The sequence below is a fragment of the Candidatus Omnitrophota bacterium genome (assembly GCA_028693815.1).
Taxonomy (GTDB): domain Bacteria; phylum Omnitrophota; class Gorgyraeia; order Zapsychrales; family Aceulaceae; genus Aceula.
Genome location: JAQUUP010000001.1, coordinates 101,324 through 127,214, shown reverse-complemented (window position 1 = coordinate 127,214; position 25,891 = coordinate 101,324). Strand labels below are relative to the sequence as shown.

Annotated in this window: 26 protein-coding genes and 4 tRNA genes; 13 read left to right on the top strand and 17 right to left on the bottom strand. The window is 34.9% G+C overall.

Annotated features, from left to right (window positions below; translation table 11 throughout):
* Positions 1-4: 4 nt before the first annotated feature.
* The 17 genes from PHY73_00555 to dnaA form a co-directional block, all read right to left on the bottom strand.
* Entirely contained in the window at positions 5-970 is a 966-nt protein-coding gene (locus PHY73_00555; protein MDD3374199.1) for a peptidyl-prolyl cis-trans isomerase, read from the bottom strand.
* Between the two features lie 116 nt (positions 971-1,086).
* Positions 1,087-1,542, bottom strand: coding sequence for a hypothetical protein (locus tag PHY73_00550; GenBank protein ID MDD3374198.1), 456 nt, complete (start codon positions 1,540-1,542; stop codon positions 1,087-1,089).
* A gap of 75 nt (positions 1,543-1,617) precedes the next feature.
* Positions 1,618-2,124 carry a hypothetical protein gene (locus tag PHY73_00545; protein MDD3374197.1) on the bottom strand — a complete coding sequence of 169 codons (507 nt, stop codon included), beginning with the start codon at positions 2,122-2,124 and terminating at the stop codon, positions 1,618-1,620.
* A 21-nt stretch (positions 2,125-2,145) separates the two neighbouring features.
* Entirely contained in the window at positions 2,146-3,123 is a 978-nt protein-coding gene (locus PHY73_00540) for a malate dehydrogenase (GenBank protein MDD3374196.1), read from the bottom strand.
* Positions 3,124-3,180: 57 nt separating this feature from the next.
* Positions 3,181-3,963, bottom strand: coding sequence for a hypothetical protein (locus tag PHY73_00535; protein MDD3374195.1), 783 nt, complete (start codon positions 3,961-3,963; stop codon positions 3,181-3,183).
* Complete coding sequence (locus PHY73_00530) at positions 3,963-4,607, bottom strand: glutathione S-transferase family protein (GenBank protein ID MDD3374194.1); 645 nt, start codon at positions 4,605-4,607, stop codon at positions 3,963-3,965. Before PHY73_00530 ends, PHY73_00535 begins: the two co-directional genes overlap by 1 nt.
* Before the next feature lie 7 nt (positions 4,608-4,614).
* Positions 4,615-5,613, bottom strand: a complete 999-nt coding sequence (locus tag PHY73_00525; GenBank protein ID MDD3374193.1) for an NAD(P)-dependent oxidoreductase — start codon at positions 5,611-5,613, stop codon at positions 4,615-4,617.
* On the bottom strand, positions 5,607-6,998 hold the full coding sequence (locus PHY73_00520) for a TrpB-like pyridoxal phosphate-dependent enzyme (protein MDD3374192.1): 1,392 nt from the start codon (positions 6,996-6,998) through the stop codon (positions 5,607-5,609). Before PHY73_00520 ends, PHY73_00525 begins: the two co-directional genes overlap by 7 nt.
* A gap of 35 nt (positions 6,999-7,033) precedes the next feature.
* On the bottom strand, positions 7,034-7,564 hold the full coding sequence (locus tag PHY73_00515) for a hypothetical protein (protein MDD3374191.1): 531 nt from the start codon (positions 7,562-7,564) through the stop codon (positions 7,034-7,036).
* A 12-nt stretch (positions 7,565-7,576) separates the two neighbouring features.
* Positions 7,577-8,482 carry a class I SAM-dependent methyltransferase gene (locus tag PHY73_00510; GenBank protein MDD3374190.1) on the bottom strand — a complete coding sequence of 302 codons (906 nt, stop codon included), beginning with the start codon at positions 8,480-8,482 and terminating at the stop codon, positions 7,577-7,579.
* Positions 8,479-10,428 carry a DUF2079 domain-containing protein gene (locus PHY73_00505; GenBank protein MDD3374189.1) on the bottom strand — a complete coding sequence of 650 codons (1,950 nt, stop codon included), beginning with the start codon at positions 10,426-10,428 and terminating at the stop codon, positions 8,479-8,481. Before PHY73_00505 ends, PHY73_00510 begins: the two co-directional genes overlap by 4 nt.
* Positions 10,429-10,494: 66 nt before the next feature.
* Positions 10,495-10,568 (bottom strand) — tRNA-Glu (locus PHY73_00500).
* Between the two features lie 168 nt (positions 10,569-10,736).
* Positions 10,737-13,190, bottom strand: coding sequence for a DNA gyrase subunit A (gene gyrA / locus PHY73_00495; protein MDD3374188.1), 2,454 nt, complete (start codon positions 13,188-13,190; stop codon positions 10,737-10,739).
* Between the two features lie 39 nt (positions 13,191-13,229).
* Complete coding sequence (gyrB, locus tag PHY73_00490) at positions 13,230-15,698, bottom strand: DNA topoisomerase (ATP-hydrolyzing) subunit B (GenBank protein ID MDD3374187.1); 2,469 nt, start codon at positions 15,696-15,698, stop codon at positions 13,230-13,232.
* Positions 15,695-15,979 (bottom strand): DUF721 domain-containing protein, encoded by a 285-nt coding sequence (locus PHY73_00485; protein MDD3374186.1) that lies wholly within the window; start codon positions 15,977-15,979, stop codon positions 15,695-15,697. Before PHY73_00485 ends, gyrB begins: the two co-directional genes overlap by 4 nt.
* 4 nt (positions 15,980-15,983) lie before the next feature.
* The gene (gene dnaN / locus PHY73_00480) at positions 15,984-17,075 is read right to left on the bottom strand and encodes a DNA polymerase III subunit beta (GenBank protein MDD3374185.1); all 1,092 of its coding nucleotides are present in this window, start codon (positions 17,073-17,075) and stop codon (positions 15,984-15,986) included.
* 159 nt (positions 17,076-17,234) lie between these two features.
* Positions 17,235-18,587 carry a chromosomal replication initiator protein DnaA gene (gene dnaA / locus PHY73_00475; protein ID MDD3374184.1) on the bottom strand — a complete coding sequence of 451 codons (1,353 nt, stop codon included), beginning with the start codon at positions 18,585-18,587 and terminating at the stop codon, positions 17,235-17,237.
* 392 nt (positions 18,588-18,979) lie between these two features.
* Between dnaA and rpmH the strand changes: the two genes are divergently transcribed.
* From rpmH to PHY73_00410, 13 genes are all read left to right on the top strand, one after another.
* The gene (gene rpmH, locus PHY73_00470; GenBank protein ID MDD3374183.1) at positions 18,980-19,117 is read left to right on the top strand and encodes a 50S ribosomal protein L34; all 138 of its coding nucleotides are present in this window, start codon (positions 18,980-18,982) and stop codon (positions 19,115-19,117) included.
* 25 nt (positions 19,118-19,142) lie between these two features.
* Positions 19,143-19,355 (top strand): membrane protein insertion efficiency factor YidD, encoded by a 213-nt coding sequence (gene yidD / locus PHY73_00465; protein MDD3374182.1) that lies wholly within the window; start codon positions 19,143-19,145, stop codon positions 19,353-19,355.
* A gap of 10 nt (positions 19,356-19,365) precedes the next feature.
* Positions 19,366-20,982: a YidC/Oxa1 family insertase periplasmic-domain containing protein gene (locus tag PHY73_00460; GenBank protein MDD3374181.1), complete on the top strand. Its 1,617-nt coding sequence runs from the start codon at positions 19,366-19,368 to the stop codon at positions 20,980-20,982.
* A 1-nt stretch (position 20,983) separates the two neighbouring features.
* Complete coding sequence (locus PHY73_00455) at positions 20,984-21,187, top strand: Jag N-terminal domain-containing protein (GenBank protein MDD3374180.1); 204 nt, start codon at positions 20,984-20,986, stop codon at positions 21,185-21,187.
* A gap of 63 nt (positions 21,188-21,250) precedes the next feature.
* On the top strand, positions 21,251-22,048 hold the full coding sequence (locus tag PHY73_00450; protein MDD3374179.1) for an AAA family ATPase: 798 nt from the start codon (positions 21,251-21,253) through the stop codon (positions 22,046-22,048).
* 31 nt (positions 22,049-22,079) lie between these two features.
* Positions 22,080-22,928 carry a ParB/RepB/Spo0J family partition protein gene (locus PHY73_00445; GenBank protein ID MDD3374178.1) on the top strand — a complete coding sequence of 283 codons (849 nt, stop codon included), beginning with the start codon at positions 22,080-22,082 and terminating at the stop codon, positions 22,926-22,928.
* 27 nt (positions 22,929-22,955) lie between these two features.
* Positions 22,956-23,777 (top strand): YicC family protein, encoded by an 822-nt coding sequence (locus tag PHY73_00440; protein MDD3374177.1) that lies wholly within the window; start codon positions 22,956-22,958, stop codon positions 23,775-23,777.
* The gene (gmk, locus tag PHY73_00435; protein ID MDD3374176.1) at positions 23,770-24,417 is read left to right on the top strand and encodes a guanylate kinase; all 648 of its coding nucleotides are present in this window, start codon (positions 23,770-23,772) and stop codon (positions 24,415-24,417) included. The genes PHY73_00440 and gmk overlap by 8 nt, the downstream gene beginning before the upstream one ends.
* Complete coding sequence (gene rpoZ, locus PHY73_00430) at positions 24,377-24,658, top strand: DNA-directed RNA polymerase subunit omega (protein MDD3374175.1); 282 nt, start codon at positions 24,377-24,379, stop codon at positions 24,656-24,658. Before gmk ends, rpoZ begins: the two co-directional genes overlap by 41 nt.
* Before the next feature lie 4 nt (positions 24,659-24,662).
* Positions 24,663-25,214, top strand: a complete 552-nt coding sequence (locus PHY73_00425; protein ID MDD3374174.1) for a flavoprotein — start codon at positions 24,663-24,665, stop codon at positions 25,212-25,214.
* A gap of 128 nt (positions 25,215-25,342) precedes the next feature.
* Positions 25,343-25,414, top strand: a tRNA-Cys gene (locus PHY73_00420).
* 185 nt (positions 25,415-25,599) lie between these two features.
* Positions 25,600-25,682, top strand: a tRNA-Leu gene (locus tag PHY73_00415).
* Between the two features lie 127 nt (positions 25,683-25,809).
* Positions 25,810-25,886, top strand: a tRNA-Val gene (locus tag PHY73_00410).
* Positions 25,887-25,891 lie beyond the last annotated feature (5 nt).

The window sequence follows — 25,891 nt, the reverse complement described above, 5'->3', positions numbered from 1 at the left end:
GCCTTTATTTTAAAAGATCTTCGTTAATTTCAATATTCGCCTCTGATCGCAAAGTTTCAACATAATCAATAATCGCTTGCTGTTGATTCATCGCTACAAGGCCTTCTTTTAACTCTTCTTTCACATCCTCAAAATTCTGCATTATTCCTTGCTTTTTTTCTTCGAGCTTAACAATATAATATCCTTTGTCTCCTTTAAAAACATTGCTCGCAGAGCCTGGCTCTAATGTAAAAACAGCATTTTGGATTTTTGGATCTTCAAATTCCACAACAAATCCCGTGTCTCCCCCGCTAGAAGCTGTTTCAGCAATAGAGTTTTCTCGAGCCACTTGTGCAAAGTCTGCTCCTTGCAAAAGAGCAACAGCCAATTCTTTTGCTCTTGCTTCATTGTCAACAAGAATCTCTCGGATACGCCACTGATCTGGCTCTTTAAATAATTCTTGATTCTCATCATAAAATGTTTTAGCTTCTTGATCTGTAACGACAATGCTTTCAGCAATCTCAACAGCCAGCTCACGAACTAAAAGAGTTTTTTTGAATTCTTCGATAGCAGCAACAACCGTTTCTTTTTTATCAATCCCTCTTTTTTTAGCAGCCTCAACTAAAAGCTGTTGACGAATCAATTCTTCTAAAACTAATTTTTTTGTTTCAGGGTCATTCTCGTCGTATTCCGGCAAAACTTCTTTTAACCCTTTTGTTTTCTCCTTAAATTCTTCAATCGTCATCGTCCAGTCACCCATTTTTACTAAAACATTTTTAGCAAGAGGTGCTTCAGGCTTCGCAGAAACTATTGTTTCTTTTTTAACAGGTTCGTTCTGGCCACTTTTAATATTTTCTTTCTGAACAACTTTTTCTTTCTTGTTTTTCTTAAGAGAAGGGAAATAATCCTCTAAAAAAGAAAACTTATCGCAACCTGTTGTCGATAAAAGTATAAAAATACTAAAAAATATAAATAATTGCTTCTTTTTCACAAAAACCTCCTTAAAATATTGTTATTAAAAATATGTATATTTGATTATACTGGGGAATCGAGGTCAGTACAACATTTTTCTAATTTTTTTGGGTTTCTCCCGTTTAAATAAAGAACCTAAGTCGCAAAATTACAATCCTCGTCATATGTTACGTTACAAAAATTATCACTCATGGTGCATCCATTTATAACAATAAATCCCGAAGTTGTTGATCCTCTCATCCTACATGTATCAAAGGTAACAGCGCAATCACCAGGATTATCAGTCACTTCTTCGTATTGCTGCCACCACCAGCACCGACTTCCATCTTCACCAACAGCTGCCTTGCAACCGCTCTGGTCAGTAGAAAAATATCCACATTCAACAGACAAAGGAGGCTCTGCCCCTGGAACCTCCCAAGCATTTAAGCGCGCCCTTGTGTCTCTTTGTGTCTGTTCAGCTGAAATCTCCCAAGAACGCATATAAGCATTAACTCCCCGAATAACATACGGCCCCATCGCTGTGATCGACGCAATAACAGCAATAATAATCATAATATATTCTAGAGGCGATTGAGCATTCTTCTTATTCATGCCTTTCCTTTCTTAAAAATGGAACTATTTTAATTATACACTAAAAATCATTAAACAGCTAATTCTAGAAAAAAATTATTCTTCTTTTTTGCTAAAATCTTTTATCATCTGATCAAGCTTATCTACATTTTCGTTAAAAGATAGTTTTGTTTCATGCGTATCTTTTTGCCGATCTTGTTGCAAAATTGCTTCTTTTTCTTCTGTTAATTCCTGATCTAACTTTTCTTCTTTTCCCTCTTGAGGCTCAATATTTTCTTTCGGCTCACCTTGAACTTCTTTCGGAGTCTCTGCAACTTCTTCTGCAGCAACATTTTGAGCATCTTCTGAAACGCTTTCTAGGATTTCTGAAGCAGGCTGCGGCTCTTCTATTGCCGATTCTTTTACGCTATCTTGTTCTTTTTCCTCAGGAGACACACCTAAAAACTCTTCCTCTTCTTCGACGATATCTTCCTTTGATTCAATGCTCAAATTTTCTGCTTCTTGATCAGCTTTGTCCAAAACATTTTTTAAATTATCAAGCTCTGATTCATTTCCCACTTCTTTTTTTTCTTCCTCTTGTGGCTGAGAATTATTTTCTTCCATTTATGTATTCTCCATCCATTTTTAATTTTCTTGTGCTTTTTGTTTTTCTTCTTCGAGCTCTTGAAGCGTTATTTTTATTTTTGCTTTAGCAAAATCGTTGAGAGAAATATTTTTTACAATTTCCCATTTTTCTCCGTCGGACCGAACAGGAAAACTAAACATAAGCCCTTCAGGAATACCATAGCTTCCATCCGAACAAACCGCCACAGAAAAGAATAAATCTTTTTCTGTTGGCATTATAAGATTTTTTATTGTGTCAACCACTCCGTTAGCGGCTGAAGCGGCTGAAGATTTTCCTCTTGCCTTAAGAATAGCTGCCCCTCTTTTTTGCACAACGCTTAAAAATGTTTCTTGAATCCATTTTTCGTCTTTAATCACATCGATTGCTTTTTTGCCATTAATCATTGCATTGTAAAAATCAGGATATTGCGTTGCAGAATGATTTCCCCATATCCCTAAATTTTTAACACTATCAATGGAAACTTTTGCCTTACACGCAACTTGCGCAACAGCTCTATTTTGATCCAGCATAGTCATGGCAAAAAAGTTCTCTTTTGGAATTTTTTTGCAAACACTCTTTACTATGTAAGCATTTGTATTGCAAGGGTTTCCAACAACTAAAACCCTGCAATTCGGGTTAGCATTTTCGTCCAAAGCTTTCCCTTGTTCAACAAAAATTTTCCCGTTAATCTTTAAAAGATCGCTTCTTTCCATCCCCTCTTTTCTTGGAACGCTTCCAACTAAAAGAGCCCAATCTACATCTTTAAAAGCAACGCTTAGATCCGCTGTTTGAGTAACGCTCTTTAATAAAGGGAAAGCACAGTCATCTAATTCCATAACAACACCTGAAAGCGCATCTAAGCTTCCAGGAAGCTCCAACAAATTCAAATGAACCTGCGTATCTTTTCCGAACATCTCTCCAGATGCAATACGAAAAACAAGAGCATATCCAATTTGCCCGGCAGCTCCTGTTACACAAACGCGAATACTTTTTTTCATAATTTTAAAATTCCTTATTCAAAAAATTCAACAAACCGTTTTAAAAAACTTTCCTCTTTAGCGAGGTAAAATCTTTTTTATCTTTTCTAATTCTTTTAAATTTAACTCCACATAAAACATTTCTTCCTTGTGCCCAGACCCTTTCTTTAATATCTTTCCCGACGGGTCAACAACCATACTGTTTCCATGAAGAGCAATACCTTGCCCACTTGTTCCAACTTGATTAGGCGCCAAAACATAAGAGCCATTTTCAATCGCCCGCGCCCTTAAGAGAACTTCCCAATGTTTTTGTCCCGTTACCTTTGTAAATGCAGACGGGACCAAAAACACGTTCACATCTTTGCTTCTATATTTAGCATACATGTCTGCAAATCGCAAATCATAACAAATAGAAAATCCGAATTTAAAATTTTCTATTTTACCCGTCGTCAAAGAAGTTCCTGAAGAAATATATTTAGACTCATCAATTTTTTTACCATTAATGCACGCTAAAAATAAATTTCTTTTTCTATATTTTGATAAAATCTTTCCACTATCGCTAATCAAAAGAGATGTATTATAAACCTTTTTAGTTCGTTTTGTTTTCTCGTAAACAGAACCTAGCAAGATTGCAATCTTAAGCTCCTTTGCCTGCTGCATAAACAGTTTTACCGTCGATCCTTTAATTTCTTCTGCCTGCAGAAAAATGTCCTCTGATTTTTTTATATAGGACAAAAACGCTTCTGGAAAAAGAACAAGCTTTGCTTTTTTAGCCGCGGCCTTTTGAATAAAGCAAATAGCCTTATTAATATTTTTTTGTTTTTCTTTTTCTGTTTTAAATTGAACAAGTGCGATTTTCATTATTTTTCCCTACGGGGAAGAGATTCTCCATACTCTTTATAACATTTTGTATAAAAATCTTGCCTTTTAAGCATCTCTCTCCACCGAGAAAGATTGTCATACGGTAAAAGATCGATATCCGCTACTTCGCATGGATCTAAGATAGCGAGAAGATTAATGTCAGCCAAGGTCGCTTGACTTCCAGCAAGAAACTTGTTTTTTCCAAGCTGCTCTTCTATGACAGGAAGATATCTATTCAAAAACATATATCCGTCTTGAATTGCGCGCTCGTCAACAGGAACTTTAATACGAGGAGCAAATACTTTATTGAATAAAATTTTATCCATCGCACTACCCACATGAAACGAACAAAAATCAATCCATTGGTCAACTTCTGCTTTCTTTTTTATATCTTCAGGATAAAGATCTGAATTATTTTTCTCAGCTAAATATTTAATAATCGCATTGCTTTCAAAAACAATAAAACCGTCATCGTCAATAACAGGAATTTTTCCGGCAGGGTGCATCTTCAAAAATTCAGGAGTTTTGTGCTGCTTATCTTTAAAATTAATTTTTATATATTCATATTCAATGCCCATCGCGTTAGCAGCAAGCCGAACTTTATTGCAAAAAGAAGACAGGTCTCCTCCATAAATTTTAAGCATTTCTTCTTTAATTCCTCTCTATTAATGGCACCGAACAAGGAAATCTTTTTTCTTTTAAGAATAAAGCAACAGATTCCATTGTTTGCTCAGCTTTTCTTTTCAAGGCTTCCTTGGTATTAAACGCATTGTGTGGTGTTAGAACAACGTCATCTCTTTTTTGAAATTCTTCTATAATCTTAACAATTTCATCTTCTGGTTTCTTTTTAGAATTTCTTAAGAAATGAGCAATATTTTTTTCATCTTCAAACACATCTAATCCAACACCAGCCAAAACACCTTCATCTAAAAGTTGTTTTAAATCTTTGAGCGGAGAAATTTCTCCTCGAGCGATATTAACAAAAATAGCTCCTTTTTTTACATTCTTTAACGCCTCATATCCTAACATCCGGGTTGTTTCTTTGGTCAAAGAAAGAGCACAAACAACAATGTCAGCCCAGGCGAGTCCAGACGCTAAGCTTATATATTTAAAATCTTTGACCTTTTTTTTAATATCAACACCAGCTACATTCATGCGCAACCCTTTTGCAATATCAACAATTTCTAATCCAATGCTCCCGACGCCAACAACTAAAATATTTTTATTCTGACATTCTTGACCCGTCAATCCATCTCGATTAAATATTTCAAAACTATTGATCTGTTTTTTTAATTTTCTTAAAAGACTCATCACAAGTAACAGCGCCTGTTCGCCAACAGCGCGAGCACAATAACAAGGAAGATATCCTGTTTGCGCAGATGTTTCTGTCCAATTAACATAATCTAAAATATGGTCATATCCCGTGCTTCTCGTTAAAATGCCTTCTAGGTTTTGCGCCCAATTATCGGGAATTTTCGATTGTGTCCGAATGCTAATGAAGGTGCTCTGTGGTTCTTCGTCTTTTTTTTCTTGAATTGTTTGAGACGTAAATTGTGAATTTATTTGTGCTGGGCACAATTCTTTTAATAGCTTTTGCTCCTCCTCAAAAGCTTCATAAAACATAACATCTATTTTTTTATTTCCTACCACTTTCCGGTTTTTCTTTCTTCAGCTTTTGGCAAATCCTTAATTTGATCAATTGATTTTTCAAGCTCTTTATCAGACAAAGAATACGGTTCGAGCTTCCCGGCTAAGAATTTTTCATAACCAAGCAAATCCATAAGTCCATGCCCACTATAATTAAAAAGAATTACTTTTTCTTTTCCCTCTTCCTTTGCTTTAATAGCTTCATCAATAGCGCACGCTATAGCATGACTTGTTTCTGGCGCACAAATTGTACCTTCTGTCTTTGCCCAAAGAAGGGCAGACTCATAGCACTTGATCTGATCATACGCCTTTGGCTTCATCAAACCTTCAACAATGGCCTGGCTGACAAGTGGAGCCATTCCATGATATCTTAACCCTCCTGCATGTATTGGTGCTGGAATAAACCCATGACCGAGTGAATACATAGCTAAAAGTGGAGTCATGCCGGCACAGTCCCCAAAATCATACGAAAAAATTCCTCTAGTCATTTTAGGGCAAGCCAGTGGCTCAACAGGAATAATCTCTATCTTTTCCCCGTGAATTTTGTCATTAACGAAAGGAAATGCAAGTCCTGCAAAATTACTTCCTCCGCCTGCACATCCAATCACAACATCTACCTTTTTTTCACCGGCAATTTCAAGTTGCTTTTTAGCTTCTAACCCAATAATTGTCTGGTGTAACATAACATGATTTAAAACGCTTCCTAAAGAATATTTAGTTTGCCCTGTTTTATCTGATACCGCTTCTTCAATAGCTTCGCTAATAGCAATCCCAAGACTTCCTGGCGTATCTGGCATTTCTTTTAAAATTTTTCTTCCAACTTCTGTTTCGCTGCTAGGGCTTGCAATACATCGTCCTCCCCATGTTGCCATCATTGCTTTTCTTAACGGCTTTTGATCAAAGCTCACACGCACCATATAAACCTTGCACTCCAGCCCAACAAGACCACAAACAAAAGACAAAGCACTCCCCCACTGGCCAGCACCTGTTTCAGTTGTTAGTTTTTTTGTTCCAAATTGTTTATTATACCAAGCTTGCGCAACCGCTGTATTCGGTTTATGGCTTCCAGCAGGCGAAACGCTTTCATCTTTATAGTAAATTCTTGCCGGTGTATTTAAATATTTTTCTAAATAAACTGCCCTTCTAAGAGGAGCAGGTCTCCACCGATAAAGAATTTCTAATATCTCGTCAGGAATGTCTATCCAACGCTCAGTAGAAACTTCTTGATCAATTAAATTCATTGGGAAAATAGCCCCTAACATATCCGGGGTAATTGGTTTTCCATCTGGCCCCAAAGGAGGCAAAACTGAAGTGGGCAAATCTGCCGCTAAGTTATACCACTTTTTTGGGATATCCTTTTCATTTAAAAAAATCTTTTTCTCGTTCATCTTTTTTCCTTTTCTAAAAATGTTTCTATGAATAATTAAACTTTTGGTGAATTCATTTTGTGCTGAAGAAGGTCAATCAAAAGCGCACGTTCTTCATTGTCTATTTTTTTTGTCGCTTCTTTAAATTTTTCAAGCCTTTCTTTGCTTTGAAGATAAAATAAAACATCACCTAATGTCCGGATCACATCACGGACCATCCCCTGAATCTTTCCTGCACAGACAAAATCCATATTATCTTTTGTTTCTTTGTTAATCTCGTCGATTAATCGTTTCACCTCTCTTACCCACTCTTCAAAATTATTTTCCATTTTTATATAATAATCCGCATCTCCAACAATCCACAATTTCAGATATTCTAGCTCCTCAGACGAAAGACTCTGGTTACCAACAAGCTTATTAATAATCTTTTTTACTTCGATTTTTGTTAACTCCTGAATTCCTTCCCTTAGTTCATTGTCAGCCTCTTGGAGCGCTGTTGATAGCTTCCAGCATGCTTCAGAAGAAAAATTCTTTTCTAGCAACAGGTGATCTTCTTTAATCTTTTTAAAACAATTACAAAAATTCATAGCTCCTCCTTTTTATTTTTTAAAAGCCACCGCTTCAATTTGATCGTGTAGATTTATTTTTATCTTTATTTTCCCAAAACTACTTTTTTTAGAAATAAAATTAAATATTTTTAAAATCCCTGGCATATCATACTGACTAATTCTTTTCGCCCAATAGGAAAAAGAAAAAATTCTCACATGAGAATAATAACGGCTTATTTTAAACCCACATAATGTCAACATTTTTTGAAATGTTTCTTTCGAGAAATAAACAAGATGTGCTCTGTTAATTCCCCACCATTTAGCTCTTAAAATTCGACTCGCAAAACTAGAAATGTCCGGAGTGCTAATATAGAGAATCCCATCTTTTTTAAGTATTTTTTTTATCTGTTCAAGTTGCTTTCTGGGTTCTTGAAGATGCTCAATGACATCCATCATAACAACAACATCAAAAGATCCTTCTTTTAAGCTAGCGTTTTTTAATGGCCCTTTAAAAACATTAAGATTTAATTTTTCTTTAGCATAATCAAGCGCCCATTGAGACACCTCAACACCAAAAACTTCCCAGCCTCTCTTTCTTGCTTCATCAAGAAAAAATCCATTTGCACACCCTATATCTAAAAGTTTTCCGCGTTTTTTATGTTTTTCAATCTTTTTAATAATTATTCGCGCTGCCTCACGCCGCCCTTGCTCTTCTTTTAAATAATCTTCATCAATCATGTCTTCGTATTGCTTCAAATAAAATGTGCTCGATCTGTCTTTACCAGCAAAAATAAAATTGCAAACATCACACTGATAGACTTCTTCTGGTTTTTGAAGCTTTCCCTCAGAAATCCGATAACCCTGATCGACTCCTTCCTTTAACCCCTTCGATAATTCTTTATAAACAATTCTGTTTTTTTGAAGGCCGCAAAGGGGACATTCTTGATTATTTTTCATTTCATTTTTTTTCCATTAAACAATATTAAATTCCCGTCAGAATCAAATCTTTTTTTATACTCTGACTCTATTTTAATAAACTCTTTATTTGTGTCGTCCATAATTATCATTTTTAAAAAATTCTTTTCTTTAAAAAAAGATCGAGGCAAACAATAGCGATACTTTTCTTTGACAACTTCCCCTTTTTTCCATTGATATGTCGGATAAAGACGATAACATGTATATTTTCTTTGCTGGTGACTCACTTTTCCCTGAGCATCAACAATAGCAACGCTTGCATTATAATCATTTCTGGTTGGTCTTAAGCACTTCCAATAAAAGAAAAAAAGAACCTCTGTGCAACACTCTTTCTCTTGGATGTCAAAATCAAATCCTAAAAGCTCTATATCATCTTTTATCTTGCCTTTAATATTTAAATTTGGGCTTTCTTTTTCACCCAAAATTTCAAACAAAGAAGAAAAATTACTGTTCTTAGAAGCTTTAAATAAAACTGTCGATTCTTCAAAATCAACAACTTCCCAATTGTAGGTAGTCATAAAAAACTTGTTTAAATTTTTGTCTGCATCCTTGCTTTTAAAGGAAAAAGCAAACTCATCATCAAAATCAACAAGCGCATAGTCCACGCTTTTTGGCCAAGGATATTCTTTTAAAGACATGATATACGTTCCTTGGAGAAAATAATGAAACGAATAAACGTTCTTTCTCTGAGAAAGCTTTGGAAGAAAACGAAATGTTGAAGCCACAGAAGCTTCTGCCGGAATGAGGTCAATTTTTTCTTGATAAATTTTCCTTTGATGCTCCCGCTGAAAAACACAAAACACTTCTTTCCATACATCAATATTTCTTCTCCCGGAATTTGTGTTTACTACAAAATAAATATTAAAAAAACAAATAATTACTATTAAAATTCCAACTATTTTTCTCTTCTTTACAGAAGATTTTGAAATCAATTGTTTGAGTCCGTAAGCTGACGAAATAAATAAAAACGGAACAAATTTCGCAGAATAATGGAAAAAAATTGTTTTTTCCAAAAGTCTGTTGGACAAAAAATGCTGCAAAAATAAAGGAAAGGCTGGAACAAGCATTTTTAAAGAAAACAGAGGAAAGAACGCTACCGACAAAAACATCTGAAAAACAAGAAAGAAATTATCTAACGAAAACAGCATTCCTATAATTTTATATGGAGAAGAAAGAATATTTCTAAAAATACCCTCAGGGGTCCCTCCGATTTGCTGATAAATCAAAAAATAATTTAATGAGTTACTGTCCAGATAAGATTTAATAATAACAGTAAAGAAAAAGAAAACAAAAAAACCTAAAAAAAACGGTATTAAGATCCACCTGACAGATCTTTTATCAAAAAACGCCAATATCCCAAACATTGAAACAGCCAAAGGAATGTTCTCTTTGCATAGCATCGCAAAAAAACAAGAAAGCAAGAAAATAGCAAATTCCTTTTTTTGATAAGAAATCAATGCCAACATTAAAAAAGGAATAGTTAGAACAACAGGATGAAATTCATAAAGATTTGCATATATTAACGGCGGATATGTTAAATATAGCGCGAGTAAGGCAACCGCCCATGCTCGCCCAATAATTTGAGAAGCAAAACGATAAAAAAGATGCCCGCCAACAAAAATAGCAAACACTTGAAAAACAAGAAGGCAAGCAGGTGTTTTAAGCACAAAATAAAAAGGAAAAATAAAAAAAAGAATAAGACTTATATGGTTTTCTAAAAAAGAGACGCCCAAAAGCGAACTATGTAGGGTTTCATGCAGCATATTCCACATAACTTGTGCATATATTGCAAAATCAAAATCAACAAAAGAAAAGAAGTGATATCTCAAAACTGCAACCACAGAAAACAAAAAAAGATAAATCCCTAGCGAAACAAAAGCTATCTTGTCAATAGCACTTTTTTTTATTTCCTCTTTCAAATTATCCACATCAAATCCCCTGTTTCTCAGATAAAACAAATGGCTCTGAAGGAATTTCCTTCAGAGCCACAAAAGCGACCCCAACGGGATTTGAACCCGTGCTGCAAGCTTGAAAAGCTTGTGTCCTAACCAGGCTAGACGATGGGGTCTTAAATATCTTTTGCCCGACACGCTTCGCATGCGGGGTAAATTCGCCTGTCAAGTTTATGAACGCTAACGCTTCATAAACTTGAGGCTCATTTAACGATAGAGTCTTAAATTTATGTTTCAGCATTATAAACAAAAAACTAACACAGTCAAGAAAAAATATTTTCCTTTTACTCCTCTTCTTTAGCTACAACACTTGCAACAGAACTAACAACGTCATCTTTGTCCAAATTGATCAGCCTGACTCCTTGCGTATTACGCCCTGTTTGCCGAATATCCTTAACAGAGCATCTAACAACCATCCCTTTTTTAGTCATAGCCATAATCTCATCTTCTGGCGTTGCAGAAAGACTTCGAACAACATGTCCATTCTTTTCCGTGACACTAATATTGATAATTCCTTTCCCGCCTCTCGATTGCTGGCGATAATCACAAAAATCTGTCCGTTTCGCAAACCCCTTAGAAGTTACGCTTAAAAATGTGCTTCCTGTTTTTTCGATACCAGGAGACATAACCTCCATACTCACAACAGCATCTTTTTTCCCTAATCGAATGCCGCGAACACCCTTGGCACTTCGCCCCATATCCCGAATTTGTTTTTCATGAAACCGAACAGCTTTTCCTTCCCTGGTAGCTAAAAGAACCTCACAGCTGCTGTCACTAATATCGGTTCCAATCAAAACATCTCCTTTTTCTAAGGTAATTCCAACAATGCCTCCTTTTCGAGGATTGCTGTAAGCAGAGAGTTTTGTTTTTTTAATGTTTCCTTGCGCTGTTGTCGCAATAACAAACTTTTCGTCACTAAACTCTTTGACCGCCACAATCGAACTAATGCGCTCATCAGCTCCAACAGAAAGAAGGTTAACAATCGCCTTTCCTTTAGAATTACGTGATGCAACCGGAATTTCGTAAACTTTAAGCCAACGAACAATTCCCTTATCAGAAAAAATCAAAAGATAATCTTTCGATGAAGCAACAAACAAATGCTCAACAAAATCCTCTTCTTTTGTTGTCATCGCTGAAACACCTTTTCCTCCACGTTTTTGTTTACGATAAGCATCAACGCTAAGTCTTTTAATATATCCTGTATGACTAATTGTGATGGCCATATCTTCTTCCGCAATCAAATCTTCAACCTCAATTTCTTCGGCTTTCCCAGCAATTTCCGTTCGCCTCTCATCGGCATATTTCTTTTTTATATAAAGAATTTCTTCTTTAATAATTCCATCTATTTTCTTTTCTGACCCTAAAATAGACCGAAACATCTCAATATTTTTTAAAAGTTCTTTATATTCTGATTCCAATCTATCTTGTTCAAGAGCCGTTAATCTCTGCAACTGCATTTCAAGAATAGCTTGCGCTTGAATCTCTGAAAGATCAAAATTCTTCATCAATGCTTTTTTGGCTTCTTGCGCTGTCTTAGACTCTTTGATTGTTTTAATAATTTGATTGATAAATTTTAAAGCAATTTTTAATCCTTCAAGAATGTGTGCTCGGCGCAGCGCTTTATCAAGATCAAATTGGGTTCGTCTTCTAATAATAACACGACGATGTTCTAGAAAATAATTCATTAACTGCTTAAGATTTAAAACTCTAGGCTGATTATTCGTTAGTGCTAAATTAATAATTCCAAAAGTTGTCTCCATCTGAGTGTGTTTATAAAGATAATTTAGAATAATTTCTGGCTGCACATCTCGACGAAGATCAACAACAACCCGAATACCGTCTTTATCAGATTCGTCTCGAAGATCTGTAATGCCATCTACTTTTTTATCCTGCACAAGATGCGCTATGTTTTCAACTAGATTAGCTTTGTTAACTTGATAGGGAAGCTCTGTAACAACAATCCTATCCTTGCTTCCTTTTTGCCTCTCAATCACAGCTTTCGCTCTTAAAGTAATTTTTCCTCGTCCAGTTGTATATGCATCTACAATACCTTGGCGTCCGCAAATAATGCCTGCCGTTGGAAAATCTGGTCCTTTAACATACTTCATTAATTCTTTAATCGTTGTTTCTGGTTTGTCCAAAAGAGCAATAATTCCGTCAGAAATTTCTTCTAGGTTATGAGGCGCCATATTTGTTGCCATCCCAACAGCAATGCCGCTTGATCCATTAACTAAAAGATTAGGGATTGCCGATGGCAATACTTGCGGCTCCTGGAGAGTGTTGTCAAAATTTGGACTAAAATCAACTGTTTTTTTCTCTAAATCTTTTAAGATTTCTTCGGAAATTGATTCCATGCGTATTTCAGTATAGCGCATAGCTGCCGCAGAATCTCCATCTACAGACCCGAAATTTCCTTGACCATCTACCAATGGATAGCGCATAGAAAAATCTTGAGCCAAACGCACAATCGTATCATAAACAGCTGTGTCTCCATGAGGATGATATTTACCTAAAACCTCACCAACGATACGCGCACTTTTTTTATAACTCTTGCTGTGTTCAAGGCCTAATTCTTTCATTGCATACAATACTCGTCGATGAACTGGTTTAAGCCCATCTCGAACATCTGGCAATGCACGGCTAACAATAACGCTCATCGCATAAGAAAGATAAGACGTCTTCATTTCTTCTTCAATGTTAACTGGGAGTATTTTTTCTTTCGTCGTAAAATCTTTCATCTTTTTTTTCTAACCTTTCTTAAAAATATCTATTTTCCTTTAAACATCCAAATTCTTAACTTCATGAGCATTGGCTTCAATAAACTCTCTACGAGGCTGCACCGCATCTCCCATTAAAGTCGAAAACGTTGCATCTGCTTCAACTGCATCCTCAAGAACCACCTGAAGCATGGTGCGCCTTTCAGGATCCATTGTCGTTTCCCACAATTGTTGAGGATTCATCTCCCCAAGACCTTTATAACGTTGAACATAAATGCCTTTATTCGCCTGAGTCCTTACAAACTCTAAAACTTCCTGAAGACTAATAAAATATTCTTTTTCTTTACCGCTTTCAACCACAAAATTAGGCTTAAGTTCCTCAACTTTTGTTGTTTTTTTAGTTCCTTTTTTCTTATCTTCAGAAAACATAAATGCACTTGTTTCTACTTTTAAAAATTCTGTAACACTAAGATTATGTTTTAAAAGAACTTTTTCTATATTCTCGATTTCTTCAGACTCAAAAATTTCAATATATTTAGCGTCTTCTTGATCTTTTGTTGCTTTAGCAAGTTCTTTATCATCGTAGAAAAATTCATCTTTATGCTCCACATTCATAACATAAACTGGCATTTTTTTGGTCTTTGGGTTCATTTTTTCAACATATTTTTGGAAATTTACTCCCTTTCGTCCCAATCTTCCAGATATTTTTTCAATTTCTACTAAATTTTCTAAAATCTCTTTTAGAGCAGCACCTTTAATTGGGTTTTTTTCTTTAATTTTTGAAAACACAAGATCTTCTGATCCAAGCTCTAAAATAAGCTCATTCATTTCTTCTTCTGTTTCAATATATTCTTCTCTTTTTCCTCTTTTCATTTTATATAAAGGAGGCTGAGCAACATAAACATGACCAGCTTCTATGAGCGATTTCATTTGACGATATAAAAAAGTTAAAAGCAATGTACGAATATGCGATCCATCAACGTCAGCATCGCACATAATAATCAATTTATGATAACGCAATTTCTCTAAACTAAACTCCTCGCCAACCCCTGTTCCAAGTGCTGTAATCATGGTTCGGATTTCTTCGTTACTTAGAATTTTGTCCAAACGGGCTTTTTCTACGTTTAGAATTTTTCCTTTCAAAGGCAAAATTGCTTGAAAAGTTCTGTCTCTTCCTTGTTTTGCAGAACCTCCTGCAGAATCACCCTCAACCAAATAAAGCTCACATAAAGAAGGATCCTTCTGTGAACAATCAGCTAATTTTCCCGGAAGTCCTCCACTCTCTAAGGCCCCTTTTCGTCGGGTTAGTTCACGCGCTTTACGAGCTGCCGCTCGAGCCCGCGAAGCAACAATCGCTTTATCAATAATTTTATTTGCAACAGACGGGTTTTCTTCAAAAAAAGTGTTCAGCTCTTCCAAAGTAGCTGATGCAACAAGTCCATCGACCTCTGAATTTCCAAGCTTTGTTTTTGTTTGTCCTTCAAATTGAGGGTTTGGAATTTTAACGCTTATAACAGCCGTCAACCCTTCCCTTGTGTCGTCTCCACTAATTGTAATATCATTTTTTAAAAGATTTTTACTTTTAGCGTAACCGTTAAGCGCTCTCGTAAGAGCTGAGCGAAAACCGCTTAAATGTGTTCCGCCCTCAATCGTATTAATATTATTTGCGTAAGTAAATACATTTTCGGCATAACTTTCACTATATTGAAGAGCAACTTCTATTTCAATTTTTTCTTGTTCTCTGTGAAAATAAATAACTTTTTTATGAAGAGATTCTTTTTTAGTTGAAAGATGCTCAACAAAAGAAATGATTCCTCCTTTAAACTGAAAAATATTTTCTTTTTCTTTTTTCTCTCTTTTATCAACAAGCTTAATCCAAATACCTTTATTTAAAAAAGCAAGTTCTCTCATGCGTTTTGCTAAAGTGTCATACGAGAATATTTGTGTTTCTTGAAAAATTGTTTTATCAGGCTTAAATGTAACTTTTGTTCCTGTTTCTTTTGTTTTTCCAATAACGGTTAATTTTGATGCTGTTTTTCCTTGTTCATATCGTTGATGATAAATTTTCCCTTCTTTCTTAATTTCTACCTCAAGCCACGTTGAAAGAGCATTAACAACGCTGACCCCAACACCATGCAAACCCCCGGAAACTTTATACACCCGATGATCAAATTTTCCGCCTGCATGCAAAGTTGTTAAAACAACTTCAACGGCTGGTTTTTTTTCTGTTTTGTGAATATCTACCGGAATTCCTCGCCCATTATCAGAAACACTAATTGTATTATTTTCATTAATCACAACTTCAATTTTATCGCAATACCCTCCCATAGCCTCATCAACTGAATTATCAACAACTTCATATACTAAATGATGAAGCCCTCGTGCTGTTGTATCTCCAATATACATAGCTGGGCGCATCCGGACAGCACTAACTCCTTCTAAAACTTGGATGTTTGTTGCATTATAATTATTTTTTTTCGCTTCTTTTTCGTCTACTTTTTTCTTCTCTTCTTTTATTTCTTTTTTCATGATACCTTTCCTAGTTTAAAACAAATTTCTTTTACTTCTGAAATCTCTTCTCTAATTTCTTTTAAAATTTTATTTTTTTTAAGATTTAAATGAAACATCCATGCCGGTGAATCCACGCATACAATCATTTTTCCTTCTTTAATTCCAAATATTTTTGTGTGTTTTTTTATTTTTCCGTTTAGTAAATTATCCCAAATTCTTTGTATTTTTGTTTCTTCTTGAGGTTCTTTAACCGAAAGTGTTTTCACAACATCTTGTATAATATTTTTAATTTCTTCCATTTTTTTAAATACGCATTGGAAGCGCTAAATAAAGATAATCGTTCATTCTTATAACACCTGGTTTATCCGCCCCTAAAAGTTCTAATCCAATCTCTTCTGATTCAATATTTTTTAAAGCTTCAATAAAGAAATGCGGATTAAAACCAACAATAAGTTCTGGGCCGCCATATTCAATTTTTACTTCTTCTCTGGATTCCCCTAGGTCAGGAGTAATTTTTGAAACAACTAATTTATCTTTAAAAACTTCAAACTTCACTGCTTGAAAATCAGGTGTTGTTAAAAGATTAGCTCGTTTGATTGCAGCTAACAATTCTTGCGTATTGATAATAATTTTATTTTTTTGTTCAGTAGGAATAACTTGATTATAGTTCGGATAATCTCCTTCGATAACACGTGTTGCAATTAATACATGATCAATATCAAACAAAAGTTGGTTTGCGTTCGTCAACAAAGAAATCTGCCCCTCTTCTTTTATATTTCTCATAACTTCATAAACAGCTTTTGTTGGGATAATGATTTTAGTTTCTTTTTTAATTGGTGCTGATGTTGTTTTCTCAATCTTAGCTAATCTTCTGCCATCAGTTGCAACAAGGCGTATAATATCATCTTCAATCTCCAACAAAACACCATTTAAGATATATCTTGCTTCTTCATGCGATACAGCAAAAGAAGTCATTTTTAACATTTCTTTCAAAACTCCTTGATTAATCACAACAGCTTCTACATTTTTAAATTCAGGAAATTTTGGAAATTCTTCTTTAGGAAGACCAATTAATTTGAATAAGCATTTTTCTCCCTCAATTTCAACATGATTGTTTTTCTTTGCTGTAATTAAAATATCCCCCGATGGTAATTCTTTAATAATATCACTAAACTTTTTAGCTGGAAGAGTTATCGCTCCTTCTTCAAAGATTTGCACAGGTATTTCACAGGATATTCCAATATCAAGATCTGTTGCATAGAGACGAATTGTTGATTTTTTTGTTGTTTCTAGCAACATATTAGAAAGGATTGGTAATGTTGTTTTTGAAGACACAACATTTTGTACCTTTGTTATTCCAAACAACAAGTCATCTTTTAAAATCTTGATTTTCATAATATTCACATCCTTTACAAAAAAATGATTCTAACTATTTTAAAAAAAATAGTTGTAGTTATCGTAGTGCCTGTTAATAATTTGAATAAGAACAAAACTATAAGAAAACAAAGAACTTATAAAAAAAAATCATGTTTAAAACTAGTGGATTAAAAAAGATTATTGTTTAATCTCCAAGGATAACTGTTCCGTGGATTGTTTCAAAATACTATTTTCGGTTATTTCTTTTCCAATTTTTTTACATGAGTGTAAAACTGTCGTATGGTCTTTACCCCCAAATGCAGTTCCGATTTCAGGTAACGAAAGATTCGTAAGCTGTCTAGATAAATACATTGCAATTTGGCGAGGCAAAACAATATTTTTATGTCTTTTGGTTGTTTTTAAGTCATGTAAAGAAATATTATAATGATTAGCCACAATTTTTTGGATCATATCAACCGTAATTAGCTTAGTTGTTTCTTTAACCATATCTTTTAATATAATTTTAGCCATTTCTAAAGAAACGGTTCGTTCCTCTAATAAAGAATATGCCATAACTCGAACCAAAGCCCCTTCAAGTTCTCGAATATTTGTTTTAATTTGCTCGGCAATAAAAAAAACAACTTCATCTGGCACTTTAGTTGACTCACGTTCAATTTTCTTTTTTAAAATAGCAACGCGAGTTTCAAAGTCTGGCGGTTGAACATCTGCAACAAGCCCCCACGCAAAACGAGAGCTTAGCCGATCTTCTAAATTTGGAATATTTTGAGGTGGCCTATCCGACGAAACAACGATTTGCTTACGAGCTTGGTGAAGATCATTAAACGTGTGAAAAAATTCTTCTTGTGTTGATTCTTTGCCAGCAATAAACTGAATATCGTCGACAAGAAGAACATCTACAGAACGATATTTTTGACGAAATTGTGCTGTTGATCGATGGCGAATAGCATCAATAAGGCCGTTAGTAAATTTTTCAGAAGAAATATAGCAGAATTTTGTTTCTGGTTTACTTATTCTAATTTTATTTGCGATGGATTGCATTAAATGTGTTTTTCCAAGCCCAACTCCGCCGTAAAGAAACAATGGATTGTATTCTTTTGCTGGAGATTCAGCAACAGCAAAGCTAGCGGCATGAGCAAAACGGTTCGAAGACCCGACGACAAAATTTTCAAAAGTAAATCGAGGCGTGATGATAGAGGAATCAACAATCCCTGTTTTCGGCGAATGTTTTTCTTCAAATTTTTTTTCTAATATGCTAAATTTTTTTTGTTTTTGGGCGCCGAGAAGTTGAGAATTGACTTCAAATTCAAGATTGATATTTTTTGGTGTTTGTTCGTTGACAGCTTCTTCAATGAAAGTAAGATAGTGTTCGACAATCCAGTTTTTAAAAAATTCGTCAGGTGTTTCGATAATGAGTGTATCAGGATTTTTTTCTTTGATGCTTAAAATGGAAAACCAGGTTTCATGGGAGGTCTCTCCGATTTTGGATCGAATAAGAGGCTGTGCGTTTTCCCAGATTGTTAATAAGCTCATAAAAGATGACAATAAAAGGTTTAAATAGGTTAATCCACAGAATTAACAGCTTTTCCACAGAAACAGTGTATGGTTTTTCGCCGTGAGCCTTCGAGGAACACAAAAAAATAAAATGAATATTCTAAAGAAGCGGCAAAAGCGAATTTATTATAACAGAGAAAAAACGAATTTCAACCTAAAACTTCCCCTTCTCCCCCTTGGTGATTATAAAAGGTTTTTAAAAATGAAAATGGCTCCTAACATATTGGGAATAGATTGTTTTAGGGCCTTTGAAAAAAGAAAAAAGCTTGACTAGAAAATCAGTCGTGTTATACTTATTCAAATATTTACAAAAAAAGTAAAGATACTGAGCACCAGTATCTTTTAATTTTATTAACGAGGAAATTCAAAAAATGAAAAAGACACTAAAAACACCAACAAAAATAAAAGGTAAAAGAAAGCATGGTTTTCGCCACCGCATGGAAACGCCTGATGGACGAGAAATTCTAAAACGCCGACGACAAAAAGGGCGAAAGAAATTAGCAGTTTAGCATCTATCCTCAAAAAAATCTAATTATGATTATTAATATATTATCGTTTTTGATACGCTTATATCAAAAAATTAAACACAGCCTTTTTACAGGTACGTGTCGTTTTCATCCTTCATGCTCGGAGTATGCGCTCGAAGCTTTGCAAAAATATGGGGCTGTCAAAGGCTCTATAAAGGCAATTTGTCGAATTTTGCGCTGTTCCCCCCTCTCTCGAGGAGGGTTTGACCCTTTAACATAGGATTAAATTTATGGAAAAAAGAACTTTTTTGGCTATATTAATATCAATAGTTATATTATTTGGATATAACGCTTTAGTATTAAAGAAAAGCCCTGTAGGAGAAGCGAAGAATATTGTTTTAGGTCCTTCAGCAGAAGAAACGCAAGTATTTGACAATAAAGAGTTTACAAATATTGAGGTTGCTGAAGCAACCCCTGATTCAGCAAATTTTTCTGGAGCAAAAGAAGAAGTAACAATAATTGAAAACGATGTTTTTAAGGCAGAATTTTCAAATATTGGCGGTAATTTAAAGAAAATTACAATTAAGAAGTATCAAGAATCCATGCCGGTTGAAAATATTATTGGTTTAGCTGGTTATGAAAGATACCCCTTCTCGCTTCGAAAATCTTTGGACAATAAAGTTATTTTTTATTACAGAGATGATTCATATGAAGTTACAAAAACATATGATTTGTCCAAAGAGGATTATCTCTTCAATGTTGAATTAAACATACAAAATGTTTCAGGAATGTCCAAAGTGAAAAATTTAAAAATAAACACTTTGACTGTTGAAACAAGCGAATTGATTAATGATAAAAATAATGCTCGCGAACGCGGACTTTATGAATATAGCGTTTCTTTAGACGGGGAAATCATAAGAAAAAATAATGCTATTGAGTTTAATTCTAAAAATTTATTTCATAAGATGGGAAATGTTGATTGGTCTGCTTTTAGAAATCGGTATTTTTGTGCTATCGTTAAGCCTGAATTTAAAACAAAAGATTACAAAACGGTTCCTGTTGGAAAAAATCAGCTCGACTTAATTTTAGAAACAAAAAATGTTGAAATGAAGCCTGGAGAAAAAATTTCTTATAACGCTTTTGTTTATGTTGGTCCTCAAGATAAGACAATTTTATCCGGATATGATCTTGGAATTGAAAAAGTGTCTGTTTTTAGTAAATATTGGATATTAGATTCAATATCAAACTTGGTTGTGATCACAATGAACTTGATATACAAGGTTATTCCAAATTGGGGATTTTGTATTATTATGATCAGTATTTTATTTTATTTAGTGACGTATCCGCTGACCATAAAAAGCATGCTTTCTATGAAAAAAATGCAAGCTTTGCAGCCAGAAATTACAAAGATAAGGGAACAATATAAAAACAATCCACAGCGCTTAAACAAAGAGATTATGGATTTGTACAAGACAAATTCAGTAAATCCTATGGGTGGTTGTCTCCCAATGATCTTACAAATGCCTGCATTCATTGCTTTATATCAAGCGCTTTGGAGAACGGTATCTTTAAAAGGAGCAAATTTTTTATGGATTAAAGATCTTTCTATGCCAGATAGATTGTTTATTTTTCCGTTTTCGCTTCCGATTATTGGGAATGAATTAAATATTTTGCCAATTATTATGATGGTAGCGATGTTTTTTCAACAAAAGGCTTCATCCAAAAACATGGCGGCAACAGATCCAAATCAAATAATGCAACAAAAAATGATGACCATGATTTTTCCAATATTTTTAGGATTTATATTTTATAAATTTTCAAGCGGGCTAACATTGTATTTTACGATGTTTTATATTCTCTCGACTTTTACTCAAATGAGAATGTCCAAAATAAAAAAGGTAGGGTAATATGCCGAAAGAGTCAAACAAGCCTGCTAAAAGTATTGAGGCATATGGAACAACAGTAGAAGAGGCTATCCAAAAAGCTCTAAAAGAGCTAAAAGTAGAAAGGGATAGAATAATTGTTAAAGTTGTTTCAGAAGAGAAAAAGGGTCTTTTTGGAATGGAAGGCGAAAAACCCGCAAAAATCATTGTTTCTTTGAAGGAATCATAGTAGAATATTATTAAAATCGGGTAATTTAATTAATGTTTCACGTGGAACATAGGGGTGAATAATATGGGAAAAACAATCGCGTTATGTAATCAAAAAGGTGGAACTGGAAAGACTACAACGTCAGTCAATCTTTCTGCTGCGTTGGCCCATAAAAATAAAAAAATTCTTTTAGTCGATACAGATCCTCAGGGAAACGCAACGAGTGGACTAGGAATTAATAAAAATAATATTGAAGTATCTATTTATGATGTTCTTTTAAACAAAGCAAAAATAAAAGATATTGTTGTCCAAACTGAATATGAAAATTTAACTGTTGCGCCGTGTAATATTAATTTAACTGGAGCAGAGATTGAGCTTGTTGGGGCTTTATCTCGAGAGGCAAGGTTAAAACGCGCGATTGAAGAAATAAAAAATGAATATGATTATATTTTTATTGATTCACCGCCATCTTTAGGTCTGATTACGTTGAATTCTTTGGTTGCAAGTGATTCGATTATTATTCCAATACAATGTGAATTCTATGCTTTAGAAGGCGTCTCACAACTCTTAAATACAATTAATTTGATAAGAGACGGGCTTAATCCGAATTTAGCAATTGAAGGTGTTTTAATGACTATGGCAGACTTTAGAACAAATTTAACAACAGAAGTTATTAATGAGATAAGAAGCTTTTTTAAGGAAAAGGTTTATAAAACTGTAATTCCAAGAAACGTTCGATTGAGTGAGGCGCCAAGCTTTGGAAAGCCAATTGCGATTTATGATAGCAGCTCGATTGGTGCAAAAAAATATGATGAATTTGCAGCAGAATTTTTAGGCGAGAGAGTTGAGAATAAAGAAGAAGAGGCTGTTGAAGCAAAGTAGTTTTATTTAAAATAAGAAAAGGAAACAACTTATGGAAAAAAGTGCTTTAGGAAGAGGACTTTCTGCGTTAATTACAGAGAACGTAAGCTTGGAAAAAGGAGAGACGATCGCCTATATTAGTACGTCTCATATTAAAAAAAACACGTTTCAGCCAAGAAAAGAATTTAATCAAGAAAGGCTTGATGATTTAATTTGCTCTATAAAAGAAAAAGGGGTTTTGCAGCCGTTGCTCGTTCGAAGAAGCGGCGATCAATATGAGCTGATCGCAGGAGAACGTCGTTTAAGGGCAGCGCAAAGTTTAAATATCGAAAAGGTTCCGGCGATTGTTAAAATAGCATCTGATCAAGAGGCTTTAGTCTTGGCATTAATTGAAAATATTCAAAGACAAGAGCTTAATGTTATTGAGGAAGCAAAGGCGTTTAAACGTCTTATTGATGAATTTAATTTTACGCAAGATGTTGTGGCGCAATCAGTTGGGAGAGATCGAACAACAGTTACTAATATTTTAAGATTGCTTATGCTGCCGGAAGAAATTCAAAAAAGTGTTTTGATGGGGTCTTTTTCTATGGGGCATGCGCGCGCGATTCTTAGTATTAAAGATGAATCTGTTCAAAGAGCTCTTTGGAAAAAAACATTAGATAAAGGGCTTTCTGTTCGTGAGGTTGAAAATTTAGTTAAGTCTGAGACCGATGGTTATGGGAAAAAGAAAACAAAACCTTTGGATCAAAGGGATCGATATGTTGTAGATTTGGAAGAAGATTTGCAAAGAGCCTTGGGCACAAAAGTTCGTATTAAAGCGCAAAAAAAACGCGGGCAAGTTGTTATTGAATATTATTCTTCCGACGATCTTGAGCGTATTATTGATATTATTAAAAAATAAGACGGATTTTCCGTCGAGGGGATAGACATGATTAAGGGAATGACAGGGTTTGGAAGCGCTGAAATTTCTTCCGGAGCAACAAAAGGTATCGTCGAGGTTAAAAGCGTTAACCATCGTTATTTGGACGTCGGATATTTTTTACCTCCAGGATTTATGCTGTTAGAAGATAAAATTCGCAAGCTTGTTCAAAAGGATATTTTTCGTGGACGCATTTCTATCGTAATGAAGATTACGAAAAAAGAGGCGCCAACAGTTTCTTTTAATAAAAAAGTTATTCAAACGTATTTAAAGCAAGAGAAAAACTTAAAAAAAGAGTTTGGATTATCTGGAGATTTGTCTTTGGGAGAGCTAATTCGTCTTCCTGGGGTTGTTGATGTACAAGAAACAGATGTTAATGCAAGCACTTTATGGCCAGCTGTAGAAAAGGCAATTACAAAAGCTTTGGCGTCTTTGGTGAAGATGCGAAAAAGAGAAGGCCTGAGCATTGCCAAAGATGTTAAAAGCCAGCTATCTCTTATGTCCTTGCAAATAAAGAAGATACAGCTTAGAGAAAAACAAGTATTGTTTTTGAATAAGAAAAAAATGGATTCTGAAGAATTTGAGTCGTATCAAAAAAGCATTGATGTTAATGAAGAAATTTCTCGTTTAGCGCATCATGTTGTAGAATTTCAGCTGTTTTTAAAAAGCAACGGGGCTGTTGGAAAAAAACTTGATTTTATTGCACAAGAAATGCAGCGAGAAACAAATACTATTGGTTCAAAAATACAAGACAAAATTGTTTCTAATTCAGTTATTTCTCTGAAAAGCAAGATCGAAAAATTAAGAGAGCAAGCACAAAACGTTGAATAAGAAAAACACAAAAAAAGAAAAAGGAAAAATTTTTGTTCTTTCGGGCCCGTCGGGTTCAGGAAAAACAACACTACATAAGCGAGTGCTTAAAAATAAAAAAATTTCAAAAGTGCTTGTTAAAACTATTTCGGCGACAACGCGTGCTCCTCGAAAAGGAGAAAAGAATGGCCAAGATTATTTATTTCTTACGGAAAAAGAATTTCTTTATCGGAGAAAGATTGGGTATTTTTTAGAGTGGAAAAAGGTTTTTGATTGTTATTATGGAACGCCAAAGAAATTGGTCGACGGGGTTCTGAAAAAAGGAAAGAATGTTTTACTTTGCATCGACGTTCAAGGCGCAAAGGTTGTGTTTCGGCAGAATAAAGAAGCCGTTGGTATTTTTTTAAAAACTAAGAATATGAGCGTTCTAAAAAAGCGTCTCCAAGAAAGAGGTGCAGAGACAAGTGAAGATTTTTGCAGGCGCATCCAGACGGCTCAAAAAGAGATGAAAGAAATAAAGAAGTACAAGTATGTCGTTATTAATGATGTTCTAGACGTAGCAACAAAAAAGATCGAGAGCATTCTTTTAGATGAGATAAATAGAGAAACAGGAGGAGTCAATGGGGTATCAACCGCTAGAAAAGCTTTTGCCCAAAGCTAAATATAGTATTTACAAACTTGTTTTGTTGGCCGCAAAAAGAGCGACTGAACTTGCCGAAGGGATGCCAAGTCTCATTTCAAGACCTTCGAATATTAAAACAACAACGCTTGCTTTAGACGAAATTATGGAAGGAAAAGTTGTTTTAAAAGGAGCGGAGGATCAGCTTGTTCCTGGGGATTTGCCTAAAATCGAAGAAGAGGATGAAAAATCTGAAGAGATGGGTGCAGAAAAAGAGGAATAGAACAGTGGCGAAGCAAAAGCATGTTGTTCTGGGAGTTACAGGAAGTATCGCCGCGTATAAGGCGTGCGATATTATTCGAGGGCTTCAAAGAAAAAATATTTTTGTTACGGTTCTGATGACTGAAAAGGCAAAAAATTTTATTACGCCACTTACGTTAATGAGTCTTTCTCAGAATAAAGTGTATTGTGAAATGTTTGTATCAAATTTTGATCAATGGGAAATGGATCATATTAGCTTGGCGCAAAAAGCAGATGTTTTTTTAATTGCTCCAGCAACAGCAAATGTGATTGGAAAAATTGCAGGGGGTATTGCAGACGATCTTTTGACAAGCACCGCAATAACAACAAAAGCACCTATTGTAATTGCGCCAGCGATGAATACGGCGATGTATGAAAATACAATTGTTCAAAATAATATTAAAGATTTGAAAAAGCACGGAATAGAGTTTATTGATCCTATTCCTGGAAAGCTCGCGTGTGGCGATGTAGGCAAAGGCCATTTAGCGCAGACAGATATTATTATAAAAAAAGTTTGCGCTCTTTTGAAAAATGCATAAAATGATTAGACGTTTGGCGCGATAGCAAAGTGGGCCGATTTTTTTAATCGATTTTTTAAGGATGTCGGCATTCCAGATTTCTATACGAAAGCTAGAATAGGGCAGCAAAGAATTTTAGTTATTTTTTTGGCGCGATAGCCAAGTGGTAAGGCAGTGGTTTGCAAAACCATTATGCGCCGGTTCGAATCCGGCTCGCGCCTTTAAATGAGGACATGGTTTACGGAGCTTAAGTTCCGTAAACTATAAGTCCGAATTTACTCCGCACGCGAAGCGTGTCGGAGAAATGATTTGATTGATTAGAATGTAGGATACGAGTTTTTGTAAGGTATGTAGGCGAATTTGCTCTGCACGTGAAACGTGTGAAGTTAATGATCTTTGAATATTTGGGCAAGTGGTGGAATGGCATACACGAAGGACTTAAAATCCTTTGGTCGAAAGACTATGAGGGTTCGACTCCCTCCTTGCCCATATGAGTTTTTGAAAATCAAAAACTCACAGAGCAATTGAGAATAGAAAATAGATAATTGACAAGAAAAAAAGTCATTGCGTTCAAATCTCTATTTTCAATTTTTACAAATATTTGAATTTTATTTACGGGCTCATAGCTCAGTTGGTTAGAGTACTTGCATGACATGCAAGGTGTCCGAGGTTCGAGTCCTCGTGGGCCCACCAGATTT